Annotated in this window: 13 protein-coding genes; 4 read left to right on the top strand and 9 right to left on the bottom strand. The window is 66.5% G+C overall.

Annotated features, from left to right (window positions below; genetic code table 11):
- The first annotated feature begins 213 nt into the window (after positions 1-213).
- From modA to modC, 3 genes are all read left to right on the top strand, one after another.
- A complete protein-coding gene (gene modA, locus W930_RS0116210) occupies positions 214-1017 on the top strand; it encodes a molybdate ABC transporter substrate-binding protein (RefSeq protein ID WP_023594915.1) in 804 nt (267 codons plus the stop codon).
- Positions 1018-1083: 66 nt separating this feature from the next.
- Positions 1084-1782, top strand: a complete 699-nt coding sequence (gene modB, locus W930_RS0116215) for a molybdate ABC transporter permease subunit (protein WP_023594914.1) — start codon at positions 1084-1086, stop codon at positions 1780-1782.
- Entirely contained in the window at positions 1772-2923 is a 1152-nt protein-coding gene (modC, locus tag W930_RS0116220) for a molybdenum ABC transporter ATP-binding protein (protein WP_023871949.1), read from the top strand. Before modB ends, modC begins: the two co-directional genes overlap by 11 nt.
- A gap of 159 nt (positions 2924-3082) precedes the next feature.
- Here modC and W930_RS0116225 read toward each other — a convergent pair whose 3' ends face one another.
- The 5 genes from W930_RS0116225 to W930_RS27770 all read right to left on the bottom strand — a co-directional run bounded on the left by W930_RS0116225 (position 3083) and on the right by W930_RS27770 (position 6152).
- Positions 3083-3373 (bottom strand): pentapeptide MXKDX repeat protein, encoded by a 291-nt coding sequence (locus W930_RS0116225; protein WP_235195548.1) that lies wholly within the window; start codon positions 3371-3373, stop codon positions 3083-3085.
- Positions 3374-3432: 59 nt separating this feature from the next.
- Complete coding sequence (locus W930_RS0116230) at positions 3433-4251, bottom strand: molybdopterin-dependent oxidoreductase (RefSeq protein WP_023871951.1); 819 nt, start codon at positions 4249-4251, stop codon at positions 3433-3435.
- 6 nt (positions 4252-4257) lie between these two features.
- A complete protein-coding gene (locus tag W930_RS0116235) occupies positions 4258-4905 on the bottom strand; it encodes a cytochrome b/b6 domain-containing protein (protein WP_369798659.1) in 648 nt (215 codons plus the stop codon).
- 109 nt (positions 4906-5014) lie between these two features.
- Positions 5015-5545 (bottom strand): winged helix-turn-helix domain-containing protein, encoded by a 531-nt coding sequence (locus tag W930_RS31145; protein ID WP_080685149.1) that lies wholly within the window; start codon positions 5543-5545, stop codon positions 5015-5017.
- The gene (locus W930_RS27770; protein WP_023871954.1) at positions 5535-6152 is read right to left on the bottom strand and encodes a CoxG family protein; all 618 of its coding nucleotides are present in this window, start codon (positions 6150-6152) and stop codon (positions 5535-5537) included. The genes W930_RS31145 and W930_RS27770 overlap by 11 nt, the downstream gene beginning before the upstream one ends.
- 287 nt (positions 6153-6439) lie before the next feature.
- Here W930_RS27770 and W930_RS0116250 point away from each other — a divergent pair, with 287 nt between their 5' ends.
- Positions 6440-7465, top strand: a complete 1026-nt coding sequence (locus W930_RS0116250) for an XdhC family protein (protein WP_023594907.1) — start codon at positions 6440-6442, stop codon at positions 7463-7465.
- Positions 7466-7495: 30 nt separating this feature from the next.
- Here the strand turns inward: W930_RS0116250 and W930_RS0116255 are convergent, their stop codons facing one another.
- The 4 genes from W930_RS0116255 to W930_RS30155 form a co-directional block, all read right to left on the bottom strand.
- Complete coding sequence (locus W930_RS0116255; RefSeq protein WP_023594906.1) at positions 7496-8659, bottom strand: DUF2827 domain-containing protein; 1164 nt, start codon at positions 8657-8659, stop codon at positions 7496-7498.
- Between the two features lie 87 nt (positions 8660-8746).
- Positions 8747-9904, bottom strand: coding sequence for a DUF2827 domain-containing protein (locus tag W930_RS0116260; protein WP_023871955.1), 1158 nt, complete (start codon positions 9902-9904; stop codon positions 8747-8749).
- A complete protein-coding gene (locus W930_RS0116265; RefSeq protein ID WP_023871956.1) occupies positions 9897-11063 on the bottom strand; it encodes a DUF2827 domain-containing protein in 1167 nt (388 codons plus the stop codon). Before W930_RS0116265 ends, W930_RS0116260 begins: the two co-directional genes overlap by 8 nt.
- A gap of 82 nt (positions 11064-11145) precedes the next feature.
- A complete protein-coding gene (locus W930_RS30155; RefSeq protein WP_235195549.1) occupies positions 11146-14706 on the bottom strand; it encodes a YadA-like family protein in 3561 nt (1186 codons plus the stop codon).
- Positions 14707-14719: the final 13 nt, after the last annotated feature.

Below are 14719 nucleotides of genomic sequence, written 5' to 3' on the forward strand. Positions count from 1 at the left end.
ACGCGGTATTGCCGCGTCGGACGACATTCGGGCGCCGTGATATGGCATATCGCTGTACAGCGCGATAGCGTTATATATAATACTACACAACGCTTCGTCCGCTCAGATGGGACCGGCGCTCCGGCCCTGCCGCCGGACACATCCAGGCGCCGGCATCGGGCGACATCGTCCTCGCGTAGCCGGCTGAGCCATCCCACGTCGGAGACCTCTTTCGTGAAAGCTGTCGTTATCGCAAGCCTCAAGTTCCACGCGCCGGCCGCCATGCTGCGTCGCGCGCTCACCGTGGCCACCGTCGGCGCGGGCCTGTTGTTTGCCGGCCACGCCGCCGCGCAGCAGGTGTTCGCCGCCGCCAGCATGAAAAACGCCCTCGACGATTTGTCCGCCGCCTACACCAGGGAAACCGGCAAGAAGCCGGTGCTCGTGTACGGCGCGAGTTCGACGCTCGCACGCCAGATCGAGAAAGGTGCACCGGCCGACGTCTTCATCTCGGCCGACCAGGACTGGATGGACTACGCGCAGAAACACGATCTGATCGACACGGGCACGCGTCGCAACCTGCTCGGCAACGAACTGGTGCTCATCGCCCCGGCCACGACCACGGGCGACGTCGATCTGAAGACCGGCGCCGAGCTCGACGCGAAGCTCGGCGGCGGCAGGCTCGCCATGGGCGACCCCGCCCACGTGCCGGCCGGCCTCTACGGCAAGGCGGCACTCGAGAAGCTCGGCGTCTGGTCGAAGGTACAGGGCAGGGTTGCCGCCGCGGACAACGTGCGCAACGCCCTGTTGCTGGTCGCGCGCGGCGAAGCGCCCTACGGCATCGTGTACAAGACGGACGCCAACGCCGAAAAGCGCGTGCGCATCGCGGGCACGTTCCCGGCCGACAGCCACGCGCCGATCATCTATCCCGTCGCCGTGACGAAGCAGGCCAATCGCGCCGAAGCCGACCCGTTCTTCAAGTTCCTGCAATCGCCCGCCGCGCTGGCCACATTCCAGCGCTACGGCTTCAGCCGGCCCTGACAACCCTGATAAGATCCGCCAACTTACCCTGGTCCCACCCCGACCGACACCCGACCGCCCTCCGACATGAGTCTGACCCCGGAAGAATGGGGCATCGTGGCGCTCAGTCTGCGCGTAGGTTTGTGGGGCACGCTTTGCAGCCTGCCCTTCGCCTACGCCGCCGCCTGGCTGCTCGCCCGCCGGCAGTTTCCCGGCAAGGCGCTGCTCGATGCCGTTCTGCATCTGCCCCTCGTGCTGCCGCCCGTGGTGGTCGGCTTCGCACTGCTCGTGCTGTTCGGTGCGCAAGGCGCCATCGGCAAGGTGCTGTTCGAATGGTTCCACTTCACCTTCGCGTTTCGCTGGACGGGCGCCGCGCTGGCCGCCGGCGTGATGGGATTTCCCTTGCTCGTGCGCGCCATCCGGCAAGCGCTGGAGTCCGCCGACATCCGTCTCGAGCAGGCGGCGCAGACGCTGGGCGCCGGCCCTTGCCTCACGTTCCTGTGCGTCACGCTGCCACTCACCGCCACTGGCGTGCTGCACGGCTTCGTGCTTGCCTTCGCGCGCGCCCTGGGCGAATTCGGCGCCACGATCACGTTCGTGTCGAACATCCCCGGGCAGACACAGACCCTGCCGCTCGCGATCTACACCGCCACCCAGGTGCCCGACGGCGACGCCATGGTCTGGCGTCTCTGCGCGATTTCCGTGGTGCTGGCCGTGGCCACGCTCATTCTGTCCGAGGTGCTCATCCGCTTCGGTCATCGCAAGGCGCTCGGTCATGACGGTTGACGTTCGCGTTCGACATCGGTTCGGCGAATTCGCCCTCGACGCCGAATTCGCGGCGGGCATGGGGGTCACGGCGCTGTTCGGTCCCTCCGGCAGCGGCAAGAGCACCGTGGTGAACGCCGTGTCCGGGCTGCTCCGTCCGGACAGTGGCCGGATCGTGGTGGGCGACGACGTGCTCTTCGACAGTGCCTCGGGCATTGCGCTGCCCGCGTGGCGCCGACGCATCGGCTATGTGTTCCAGGATGCACGCCTGCTCCCGCATCTGAGCGTGCGGCAGAACCTGCTCTTCGGCCGCTGGCTGCGACGCCGCGACGTGAGCGCCGCGGGCACGGGAGCCATTGCCCTGGCGCATGTCGTCGACGTACTGAACCTTGGACATTTGCTCTCACGCCGCCCCGGCGCGCTGTCCGGCGGCGAGAAGCAGCGGGTGGGCATCGGCCGCGCGCTGCTCTCCTGCCCGCGGCTGCTGCTCATGGACGAGCCGCTGGCATCGCTCGATCACGCGCGGCGTCTTGAAGTCCTCGACTATCTCAATCGCATCCGTCACGAACTGAAGCTGCCGGTGCTGTACGTCACGCATTCGCTCGACGAGGTCATGCGCCTGGCCGACCAGGTCGTGTTGTTCAAGGACGGCCGCACGATCTCCCAGGGGGCCCCGGCCGACGTGCTCAACGTGCACCGCGACGCACTCGACGGCGTCGCCGACGCCCCCGGCACGGTGCTCGAGACGCGCATCGTCGCACACGACGCCCGATACGGCCTGACGGAACTGGCGGTCTGCGCGACACCCGGCGCGGACAATGCGCCACCCCGCGAGGCGATACGGCTGCGCGTGCCGCGGGCGGGCGGCGACGTGGGCGACACTTGCCGCATCCTCGTGCGGGAACGCGATGTCGCGGTTGCGACGGCCGCACCGGTCGACACCAGCGTGCTCAACGTGCTGCGCGCGCGCGTCTGCGCCTTGCGCGACCTGGGCGATGCCGTGGAAGTCAGCGCCACCCTGCTCGGCGACGCGGCAATGCCGGACAACGATGCGGGCGTGACATTGCGCGCGCGCATCACGCGCTTCTCGGCCGATCAACTGCGGCTCACCACCGGTCGCGACGTCTACCTGCTCGTCAAATCGGTCGCGCTCACACGCTGAAGAGGGCATGCCTTCGGCGCGGGGCGAATCCCGGAAGCGCGGCGGCGGGGCGTCGATCGCCCGCAGCCCCGCAATTCCCGCTTCGCGACGTCGGAATGCGCGAGGCGTCGCAACGAATCCCGTTGCGACGCCTCGCGGGGGACACCGGCCAAGCGTGCCTTACTGGCTCTTGCCCATCGCGTCGCCCTTGCCCATGGCATCGGGTTTGCTCATTGCGCCGCCTTTGCCCATGGCATCCGACTTGCCCATGGCATCGCCCTTGGACATCTTCCCGCTCTTGTCCATGTCCTTACGCATGGCGTCGCCCTTGCCCATGGCATCGGGTTTGCTCATTGCGCCGCCCTTGCTCATGGCATCGCCCTTTTGCATGGCGTCCTGAGCAAACGCCGCGCCCGTACCGAGCGCCATGGCCAGGGTCATCGTCGCTGCCGCCAGATATGGCATCTTCATCGTCGTACTCCTCCAGAGATTGAATGTATGAACCACAGTCGCGCAGTCGGGCGTGCGCCTCAACTGCCGCCGAACCAGTTGTAGCCCTGGTCCTCCCAATATCCGCCCGGATACCTGTTCGTCACGAAGATCGCGCGGATATGCTTGGGATTCTTGTAGCCGAGCTTGGTGGGAATGCGCAGCTTCATCGGAAAGCCGTATTCCCTCGGCAGCGTGCGGCCGTCGTAGGTCAGCGCGAGCAACGTCTGCGGATGCAGCGCCGTGGGCATGTCGATGCTCGTGTAGTAATCGTCGGCGCATTTGAAGCCAACGTAGCGTGCCGTCGTGTCGGCCCCGATGCGCCGCAGGAAGTCGCCGAACGTCACCCCGCCCCACCGGCCGATCGCGCTCCATCCTTCCACGCATACGTGGCGCGTGATCTGCTCCGCCGTGCGGACTCGCGCGAACTCGCGTATCGCGTCGAGCCGCCATGGCGCGCGCTCGGCAATGAGGCCCGACAACTCCAGCCGATAGTCCGCCTCGTCGATGACGGGCGCCTCATCCATGCCATAGAAGGCGTTGAACGGGAACGGGCGGGTGATCTGCGACTCGGAGAACGTCGGCGCCAGCACGTCCTGGCGAAACAATGCGGCCTGCACGCGGTCGTTCCACCGCGAGATGCCGTCGAGCGCGGACGCCACGCCGGCGTTGTCGTCGAGCGAGCACCCCGAGAGCAGCGCCAGGCCGCCCAGCGAGAGCGTGCGCGTGAGAAACGCGCGCCGCGAGGGCTCCGCGACATGACGCGCCACCCGCGCCCGCGCTTCCCGCACGATGGCCTCGCCGTCACGTACGACCGGGCTGTCCGACGGCAGGCGCTGAAGGGATTTCCTGAAGGTCATGGCGGCTCACCGTCCCGTCAACATGGTTCGCAGCGTACGAGGCACGAGGGCCACCATCGCCACATGGACCGCGATGAAGGCCGTCAGGCCCGCCATCGCGACGAAATGCACCAGCCTCGCCCCCTGGAAGCCGCCAAGCGCGGCGCATAACCATCCCAGCTGCACCGGCTTCCAGACGGCCAGCCCCGACGCCACGAGCAGCATCAGATCGAGCACGGCGAACAGATAGGCGGCGCGCTGCACCTGGTTGTAGTGACGAGGATCGTCGTGCGAAAGCCGGCCACGCAACGCGGCCAGCGCGTCGCGCGCAACGCCGCGCAAGGTCAGCGGAAAGAAGCGGCGGGCGAAACGGGCGCTCGCGAGATTGATCAGCAGATAGACCACGCCGTTCACGGCGAGCAGCCACATCGCGGCGAAGTGCCAGCGCAGCGCGCCGCCAAGCCAGCCGCCCAGCGTGATCTCATTGGGAAAGCGAAAGCCGAAGATCGGCGACGCGTTGTAGATGCGCCAGCCGCTCGTGAGCATCACGAGCACGGCCAGCACGTTCAGCCAGTGGGTGAGGCGCAGCCAGCCGGGCTGCACCGGGCCCGGTCGTGCGGGGGCGCGCATTGACGGCACCCCGCCGGGCGGTACGGACTTCGTCGGTTGGGACATGGTGACCTCCATCGCGGGGTTTCGCGTCGATGGGGCCAGTGTCGCTTCGGGCCGGTGTCGAAGTCCTCACGAAGTCATAACGTTTTCGTGATACTCCGCACCCGCCCGGTCACCGGACACGGGGGGGCTCGTCGTCCGGGATGCCGGTCCTGTCGCCTTTCAGATACGCATCGAAGGTCGGCACGTGCGCGTCGAGCAACAAGCGGATTTCATTGATGAGGGTGTCGTAGTGCGCCGCGAGGTTCTGTGCGAACGGCGTGAGCGCCGCGCCGCCGCCCGACACGCCGCCAATATGGCGCGTCACCAGCGGTTCGCGGAACTCGTGATTCATCGCCTCGACCAGCAGCCATGCACGCCGGTACGACATGCCCATGCGACGTGCCGCCGCCGAGATCGACCCTGTGGCCTCGATGGCGCGCAGCAGCGTGAGGCGCCCCGGCCCGAACACGGGAGTTTCGCCGTCGCGAACCCGGACACGCAGGTCGTAGCCCGCCACACCCGGCTGCGCGGGCGGCTTGCCGGCCGCTTCGAGGGCTTCGGCGCTCGCGAGCAGTTCGCGCGCACGCGCATCGCGCGAGCGCGCCTCGGGCGACACCGGCGTTGTCTTGTCCGCCTTCCGCCGACGACGCTCAGCTGGCATGATTGCCCCACATCACGATGAAGATCAGCACCAGCAGCGCCAGGACCCATGGCCACCAGCGCGCGAATCTGCCGCACGTCGACGGCGCATCGCGTGTCGCCGAGGCGTTTGCCAGCGCCGCCGCCACGTCGCTGTCGGCGGCCACCCGGTCATTGAGCGCGTGGTGAGGGGCGATCGCTGCGATCAGGCGGGTGAAGAATTCGTCGGCCAGCTTGCGGGCCGCCGTCTCGATCTGCGGGGCATCGAGCGTTGTGTGTTCGCCGCCGATCCGCGCCTTCAGGTCATACTTCAGCAATGTGTTCATCGGTCCTTGCGATTGCAGCGTCACCACGGCCTTGCCCTGCGTGTGTCCGGCCGACGAGCCGAGCCCGTCGAAAGTCAGCGTGTACGTACTTGGCGCGATGACGTCGGACACGGCGACACGTCCGGTCCACCGGCCGCTCACGGGCCCCAGCGTGGCGCCCACGACCACGGTCCAGGTCGTGTCGTCGATGCGCTCGATCGATTCGCAGCCCGGAATGCAGTCGCGCAGCACGCCCGGGTCGTTCAGCGCGATCCACACGACATCCCGTGCCGCCGGCAGTTGCCGGCTGTCCTTCAGCTCCATAGCCTGCCTCCCCAAAGCCATGCGGTGGCACGTCGGTACTTCGGCCCTGCCTGCCCACCCGGTGTCTGCGTACCGTCTCGGCCGGCGAACTATTGTGACACGAGTTACCCCGCCTCGGAGGGCGGGTGCGGCAGTTCGCCCGACGGCCAGCGTCAGGCCGACACCGGCCAGGCGCCGTATCTCGTGGAATACAGCGCAAGCCAAGGCGCGCTATACTCGCCGAAACTCATCGAGCGGCGGCCTTTGTGCAGCGCGCCCCGCTCGCGAACCGGCGAAGGAACCGTGCTATGGACAGTGTCGATCTGGAAGTGCTGAAGTCCGCCGTACAGTGGACCCGCGCGGGCTTTTTCGTCACGCTCGGGACCGTTGTGCGCACCTGGGGCTCGGCCCCGCGCCCGGTGGGCTCGATGCTTGCGATTCGCGAAGACGGCCACATGGTCGGTTCGGTGTCGGGCGGCTGCGTCGAGGACGATCTCATCGAACGCATCCGCAACGGCGACTGGCCGCACGATCGCCCGCAGATCACGAGCTACGGCGTGACGGCCGAGGAGGCGCACCGCTTCGGCCTGCCTTGCGGCGGCACGTTGCAACTCGTGCTCGAACCCGTGAGCGAAGCGTCGCGCATCGCCGATCTGCTCGACAGCATCGCCAAATTCCGCCTCGTGGTGCGCGAACTGGACATGAAGACCGGCATTGTGCGCATGGCGCCTGGCCACCATGCGCCGTCGGTCGAATTCGACGGCGAGCGTCTCATCACCTCGCACGGCCCGCGCCATCGGCTGATCGTGATCGGCGCCGGGCAACTCTCGAAATACGTGGCGAGCATGGCCTGCGCGCTCGACTATCACGTGATCGTGTGCGATCCGCGCAGCGAATATGCGGACGAATGGCAGGTCGCGGGCACCGAACTCTCGCGCGAGATGCCCGACGACCTGATCGTGCGTTTGCAACTCGACTCGCACAGTGCCGTGCTCACGCTCACGCATGACCCGAAGCTCGACGACATGGCGCTGCTCGAGGCGCTCAAGTCGCCGGCGTTCTACATCGGCGCCATCGGCTCGCGCATCAACAATGCGCGCCGCCGCGAGCGCCTGTCGCTGTTCGATCTGAGCGCCACGGAAATCGAGCGCCTGCACGGCCCGGTCGGCATGCACCTCGGCGCGCGCACGCCCGCCGAAATCGCAGTGGCCATCCTGGCCGAGATGACGGCCATCAAGAACGGGATCGCCGTCACGCAGACATTCGCGCGGCGAACCGCCGACGCCCCGCCGCGCGAGGCCGCCGCCGAGGACGGTTGCCGCTCGATCGCATAGCCTCCCGATCTCGCCGGCCGCCGCGGCCGCTCAGCGGATCGGTCCGGCCATGACTTCGCCGAGCAAGGCTTCGTAGGTCCGCACGACCTCCGTGTTCTCGGGAAGGTATCGCCGAATCTGTTGCCGCTGCGCGAAGCGATAGGCGGCAAGACCCGCGTCGTGCCGGTCGAGCGCCTCGACCAGCCGGCGGGCGCCCGCGCCGAGATCGTTCCCCTGGTAGTAGTAGCCGAGGTCGCTGCACAGGCCCGCGTTATGAATCAGCGCGTAGCCTTGCCAGCACACTTCCAGATAGAAGTAGTTGAGCGGATTGGCCATCTGGTGCGAGATCACCACGTCGGTGTATTCGGCCAGAAACGTCGGTGTGTCGTAGCGCGGGAGGAAAGTCGCCTTGCGCTCGCGCACGATATCCAGCTGATGCATGAGTGCCACGAAGTCCGGGCTGTGCTCGGCCAGTCGCTGTGCATTGGTGACCTGCAACAGTGCGATGGCGCCTGGCCGCTCGCGATACGCCAGCTCGGCGATCAGGATCGGATAGAGACAGAACTTGACGATGTCGACGTTGGGCTCCATAACGCTCAGGCGACGGGGCTCGGTGTGCGGCGCGTAGGCGCCCCCGCAAGGCTGTGCGCTCGCGCACGCCTCGAGGAAGACCGGACTCCACACGAACGGCACGGCATGCGCGCGTTGGCGTCGCAGCACCTCGAAGAACGGCCGGTTCGCATCGGCGACCTGCGGCACCATCCAGATCGCGTCATAACGCTGATTGACGAACAACCCGGCGCCCCACGCAGGCCGATCGAAGAGCATCGCCTGCGCCGCGAGCAGATACTCCGATCCACAGCAATACGACACCAGACGCACGCCGCGCGCCTTCAGGTAGCCGGTCTGATCGGCGTCGATCTGGCCGCCGAGCTCGATCAGCAGATCGATGTCGTCCTTGGCCGCCTCGAACGGCAGCGTCGGGAAGCGTGTCAACGACCATGGCAGCGTGTCGCCGAGCGGCACCGGTGTCGTGTTGAGCAGCGCCACGCTGTACACCGACGCACAGCGCGCGAGCGCGTCGGCCAGAAAAATCGCGTTCTGCTTGATGCCGTTGTTCCAGATCGTCTCGTCGGCACGATGCAGGCCGATGGTGATTCCGATGCGAAGCCTGGACGCGTTTTCCAGGTTTGCCAGATTTGCCACGTTTGTCACGTTTGTCACTCCCTGCCGCCGTGCGGGCGGTCGATGCCGTCGTGAAGTTGCGATACGTCGTCGATCGCACGCCGCGCGCTGCGCTTCTCAGGCCCCGGCGGGCCGGTACAGCGCTGCAATGGCTTCGCTGTACGCGCTCACGTTCGCGGCGTTCTCGATGCTGACGTCGTCGAGCAACTGGCGGGCGTCCCGGCGGTACTGCTCGAGATTGTCGTCATGCGTGCGAAACGCCTCGAGCAACCGGCGTGCCCCTTCCTCGCAATCGAACCCCGGATAGAAATAGCCGCACTTGCCCAGGAAGGGCGAGTTGTGAACCAGTGGATAGCCGCCGTACAGCAACTCGTAATAGAGGTAGTTCTGTGCGTTCTCCCACGTGTGCGACACCACGGCGTCGCCATGGCGCGACATGAACTCGAAGAGCGCGAAGCGCCCCTGAAACGACGCCACGCCGTGATCCACGATGTCGAGGCTGCGCGCGAAATGCACGAATGTGGCGTGCTCCTTGAGATGCAGCGTGTTGCACACCAGCACGCTCTCGGCAAACGACGGTTCGGCGCGATAGGCCAGTCCGGTCGCGAGCATGGGTATCACGCAGGTTTTGACCATGCAGATGTTCGGCTCGAAGATCGCCACGCGCCAGCGCGAGCGTCCGGGTCGGTAGCCGAACGCCTCCTGTTCGCCCAACGCGGCCCGTGCGCGGTCGAAGAGCATCGGATGCCAGATGTGGGGCACGATCGTCACCGGTGTGCGCAACGCGCATTCGAAGTAGCTCCGGCAGGTGACGCCGAACTCCGGAATCGTCCAGACACCGTCGTAGGTCGCCCCGGAGAAGAGAAACCCCGGGGGCTTGCCGAACATCGCGCGCTCGATGTCGATCACGTAATCGTTGCCCACGCGCATCGTCACGACCTTGCCGCCCCGTTCGCGGAATGCGGCAATCCACGCCACGTCGAGTTGCGCGCTCATTTCGATCATCACGTCGCAGCGCGCCATCGCCGCCTCGAGCGTGATCAGGGGGATGTTCGTGGCCTCCAGCATGAGGTCGGGCGATGGCGTCGCGGCGTTGCCGCCGTTGACCATCACGGCGTCGGCCACGTACGGCGAACGGCGCAGCAGCATCACCAGCAGCAGGCAGTTCTGGAAGATGCCGTTCTCCCACAACGACTGTCCGCTTCCCTTGACGAAGAGCGACACGCCGACCACAAGGCGCCGGTCCATCGCGGCGCGGTTCGATCGCTCAGACATCGACGCCTCCCTCGCTGCCCGTCGGCGCAAGCAGCCGGCCAGCGATGACCTGCCAGTTGTCCGGGTTGTCGATCGACACCGCGCGCAGCACCGCGTCGGCGCGCCTGCGGTAATCGGCGAGGCTGGCATCGTAATGTACCCAGGCGTCACGAAGGGCCGCCGCACCGGCAACGGCGTCGAACGATGGGTAGTAGTAGCCCGCGTCGCCGAGCATTCGCGTGTTGTGAATCAAGGGATAGCCTCCATACAGGGTGTCGTAGTAGAGGTAGTTCTGCGCGTTCTCCCATTGGTGCGAGATCACGGCATCGGTATGCTGCGCGAGCAGCAACGGAAGATCGATGCGATCGGTGAATGCCGCCTTGTGTTGCCGCACCAGATCGAGGCGGTTGGCGAAATAGACGAACGTCGGATGCTCGCGCACGTTCGTGGTGTTGACCACGGTGAGCTTCTCCACCGCCCCGGGATGTCGCCGATGGAAGGCGTCGGCCGCGAGCATCGGATACTGGCAGCTCTTGACCACCGAGATGTTCGGCTCGGCAATCGACAGACGCCACTTTCCCTCACGTGGCCGATAGCCGAAATGCAGGCCGTGCGAGGCGAGTTCGCGACAGCGCCGCTCGATGAAGTACGGCGACCAGAGATGCGGGATCGTGACGACGGGAATTCGCATGACCGTACGCAGGATCGCGGCATCGATGGACTGCGATTTGCGCAGGATCCACGCCTCGTCGAACGGACTGCCGTTGAACAGATGCCCCGAAGGCTTGCCGAAGATCGGCGTCTCGCACAACTCGCTGTAGGTGTTGCCCACGAAGCAGGCGATGAGCCGCGCACCGAGCGCCTTCATCCGCCGGAGCCATTCTCGCGGCAACTGCGCCCCCATCTGGATCACGACGTCGAGTTCGTGCGTGACATCGGCCGGGGCGACCAGCGGCACCCCAAGGTCGTGCAACTGAAGCCCGGGAGGAAGCGATCCGGCGTCGCCGCCGTTGAGGAAATACACGGGGCCGATGCGGTCGCAGGCCTTTAGCATCATGGCCAGGAAGGCCACGTTCTGATGGATGCCGTTCTCCCATATCTGCTGCGCATCTCGCGCGAACAGCGAGATGCCGACGGCCGGCCGGCGACCGGCCGCGTGTCTGGATCGAATGGCGCTCATCGGCAGCCTCCCCATGTCGCCTCGGCCGCCGGCCGCATGGTGCGTGTCGCTGGCGTCGCACGCGCGGGGGATGTCGTGCGCGTCACCATTGGTACGAGACGCCGGCGGCGTAGGTGTTGCCCTGGCGGCTGATTCCCGCGCCCAGGCGCGCCTTGAGATTGTCCGTAAAGCGCACCGACGCGCCGATCGACACCGCGGCCTGCCCCTGGAACGTGGCCGAGCCGACACCGAGTGCCACGCGCCTGCCGGGGTCCACCTCCGGAATCATCGCGAGTGCCGTTGCCGCCGCGATGCCCGAATAGGCGCGCCTGGCGACCTGATTGACGCCTGCCTGCACCCCCGCGAGCTGGCCCACGGTCGCCGCGTCTGTCGCGCGCCTGCCGGGCGCGAGGTTCGTGAGTCGCCGCTCGCTGCCGGGAGCACCGAACGACACCGTGCCCGGATCCTGCGCGACGGCATTCGCCCCGATGGCCACCGCACCGGCGCCGGAGGCCACCGCGCCCGCGCCCATCGCGACCGCGTCAGCTTCCTTGGCCGAGGCCGCATGGCCGATCGCCACGGCGTTCGCGCCCGGCGTCGCCGCCCTTGCGCCGAGCGCGGCGCTGCCCTGACCGACCGCGCTCGCGTCCACCCCGATGGCCATCGCGCCGGATCCCGACGCCCCTTCGCCGCGAGCGTTGCCCTTCGACGAGCCACCGTCGTTCACGCTGACATAGGACGCCTGCTTCGACGCGGGTTCCGCAGTCTGCTTCAGGGCCCCGCCCGAGTCGCCGTCCGTGGGGGGCCTCTGACTGCCGACAGAGGCGCTGAGGCGGGAGGCGAGCGAATTCATCGCGATCAACATGTCGCCGATGCCCGTCGACGTCGACGTCGAGAGCGACATCACGCGACTGTCGGTCATTTGCAACTGACTGACATTGACGGCATCGGTCGACGCGACGCCCGCGGCGAGGTTGGTCAACGCGACGGGCTTGGATGCCGCGGCTCCGCCCAGTTTCACCCGCTCGCGTCGCAAATCGTCGTACACCACGGCACGGCTGTCCCCCGGCGTGACGGACGCCATCTGCTTCAACCCCGTCGAGAGCGATGTCACATTGCGGTTGGTCTCGCTCAATTGCCGGAAATTGACGGCGTCGGTCGGGTGAGTGCCGTCGGCGACGTTCGCGAGCGCCACCGGCGAGGACGCGCCCGTGCCGCCGAGCGTCAACATCCCGCGCGAGGCGTCGTCATATCGCGCGCTGTTTTCGATATCGACGGCGAGGGACCTCAGTTTGCGTTCCGAGCGCACCAACCCCGTGGAAAGCGTCCCCACGGTGCGATTGGTCTCGCTCAACTGGGCGAAATTGACGGCATCGCCCAACTCAACGCCTTTGGAAACGTTTCGCACCCGCACGGAGCGCCTGGAAACCGTGTCGCCAAGCGTGAGCGTGTCGCGGGTCTGCCCATCGTAGCCGACATAGTCCTCGGCATTTGCCTCGAGCATCGTCAGCCGCTTTTCAGCCTTGGTCATGCCGGTAGACAGCGAGCCTACCTGTTCGTCCGTCGTGCCAATGCGCTTCCAGAGCACGCCCACGCTGCTTCTGGTCGTGCTCAGTTGACGAAAGGTCACGGCGTCACTCGGATTCTTGCCGTCCGCCACGTTGGTCAGCGTGACTGGCGTCGAAGTGACTATGTTGCCGAGCGTTATCTTCGAATGGGAGCCGTCGTCGTATTGCACGCCATTGCCGGTGCCCTGGGAAAGACGCTCGATCTTGTTCAGCCGCGTCGAAAGCGCCCCCACCCGTTTGTCGATACTCGTCGAGATCGATCCGACGTGTCTGTTCGTGGCGCTCAATTGCGCGAAGTTGACGGCGTCGCCGGCGCGTTCGCCGTCGGCCACGTTGGCCAGCGTGACCGCACCGTCCTGGTTGTGTTCTCCAGTGGCTGCCACGCCACCGGCGACCAGGGTTCGGTGACTTCGACCGTTGGCGGACCGCACCACCGCGCCCGGAGCAACGAGGCCGGAGAGGGTCGTCGAGAGCGACGCCACAGTGCTGTTCGTGGTTCCCAGCTGGGCCGCGTTCACGGCGTCGTTCGGTCGGGTCCCGTCGGCGACATTGCCCAACGAGACGGGCGTTCTCGACAGACCGCCAAGCCGGAGCTTGGTCTTCGTCGCGTTGTCGTACTGCACAGCGATTTCCATTTCCGAGACCAGCGATTCGACCGTGCCGCCGATCGATTTCATACCCGTTGAAAGCGAACCTACACCAATCTCGAACGTCGCCATGCTCGTCGAGAGCCGCATCACATTGCTGTTGGTCACCCCCAACTGTCTGACGGTGACCGCATCCGAATTCCGCACGCCGTCGGCAAGGTTGGTCAGGGCGACCGGGGCCGTCGGGTTCTTTCCGCCCAACGTCAGCATGTCGCGCCTGTCGCTGTCGTATTTCGCGAAGCTGGAAATGTCAGCCGTAAGCGCGGCAACAGTGCTCAGCCCCGTCGAGAGCGACGTCACGCCCTGTGACAACGAGACTGCCCCCGTCGAGAGCGACGTCAATCCCTGCCCCAACACGACCGCTCCCGTCGAAAGCGACGTCACTCCCTGCCCCAACACGACCGCTCCTGTCGAGAGCGACGTCAAACCCTGCCCCAGCGAGACCGCCCCCGTCGAAAGCGATGTCACGCCCTGCCCCAACACGACTGCCCCCGTCGAGAGGGATTCAACATGGCGACTCACCTCACCCAACTGACCGAAATTGACGGCATCTCGCGGCGTCTCTCCATCCGCAACGTTGCCCAGCTTCACCGGTGCGCGCGCCGATGTCCCCCCGAGCGTCAGACGCGCACGTTGCGTGGTGTCGTACTGCACAAAGCGCTCGACGTCGGTGGCGAGTGCCGTTGCCTTGCTCAAACCCGTGGACAGGGACGTCACACGATCCGAGAGGGCCGTCGCTCCCGTCGAGAGCGACGTTAACCCCTGCCCTAGCGAGACAGCGCCGGTCGAGAGCGATCCCACGTTTTTCGACAGCGCCGCCATCCCGGTAGAGAGCGAGCCGACGCGGCTGTTTGTCGCACTCATCTGACGGACATTGACCGCGTCGGTCGCGTTGACGCCCTCCGCGACGTTGGTCAGAATCACGGGCCGCGCCGACACGCGGCTCCCAAACGTCACCACTCCCTGCGTGTCGTCGTCGTACTGCACCGACGTCTCGATGCCGGCCGTCAGGCCAACCATCTTTCTGAGCCCGGTGGAGAGCGAGTTCACACTCTTGTTGGTCGCGACCGCCCCGGTCGAAAGCGATGCAACGCCGCTGTTTGTCTGGCTCAGTTGCCGGACCGTCACGGCGTCGTTCAGGCGCGCGCCGTCGGCCACGTTGGTCAGCTTCACCGGTTTCACGGAAAGCAGGTTTCCGAATGTCACGGACTCCTGCGATTCGTCGTCGTATCGAATGACGTTTTCCGTATCCGCCACAAGTGAAGTGACATGGCTCAGCCCTGTGGACAGCGACATCACGCCGTCGCTCAGCGAAGCGGTACTCGTGGATAGCGACGTCAAGCCTCGGTAGGCCACGCTGAGTTGCCTGACCGTCACGGCATCGCTTGCGTCCCTGCCGTCCGCCAGATTCGTCAGCTTGACCGGCTTTGCCGATACAGCATTGCCCAAGGACACGGACTCC

The sequence above is a fragment of the Pandoraea sp. E26 genome, from assembly GCF_000681415.1.
Taxonomy (GTDB): domain Bacteria; phylum Pseudomonadota; class Gammaproteobacteria; order Burkholderiales; family Burkholderiaceae; genus Pandoraea; species Pandoraea pnomenusa.

Coding starts and splice junctions, on each gene's coding strand:
- modB (WP_023594914.1), top strand. CDS start 1,084: ATGAGTCTGACCCCGGAAGAATGGGGCATCGTGGCGCTCAGTCTGCGC.
- modC (WP_023871949.1), top strand. CDS start 1,772: ATGACGGTTGACGTTCGCGTTCGACATCGGTTCGGCGAATTCGCCCTC.
- W930_RS0116225 (WP_235195548.1), bottom strand. CDS start 3,373: ATGAAGATGCCATATCTGGCGGCAGCGACGATGACCCTGGCCATGGCG.
- W930_RS0116230 (WP_023871951.1), bottom strand. CDS start 4,251: ATGACCTTCAGGAAATCCCTTCAGCGCCTGCCGTCGGACAGCCCGGTC.
- W930_RS0116235 (WP_369798659.1), bottom strand. CDS start 4,905: ATGTCCCAACCGACGAAGTCCGTACCGCCCGGCGGGGTGCCGTCAATG.
- W930_RS31145 (WP_080685149.1), bottom strand. CDS start 5,545: ATGCCAGCTGAGCGTCGTCGGCGGAAGGCGGACAAGACAACGCCGGTG.
- W930_RS27770 (WP_023871954.1), bottom strand. CDS start 6,152: ATGGAGCTGAAGGACAGCCGGCAACTGCCGGCGGCACGGGATGTCGTG.
- W930_RS0116250 (WP_023594907.1), top strand. CDS start 6,440: ATGGACAGTGTCGATCTGGAAGTGCTGAAGTCCGCCGTACAGTGGACC.
- W930_RS0116260 (WP_023871955.1), bottom strand. CDS start 9,904: ATGTCTGAGCGATCGAACCGCGCCGCGATGGACCGGCGCCTTGTGGTC.
- W930_RS0116265 (WP_023871956.1), bottom strand. CDS start 11,063: ATGAGCGCCATTCGATCCAGACACGCGGCCGGTCGCCGGCCGGCCGTC.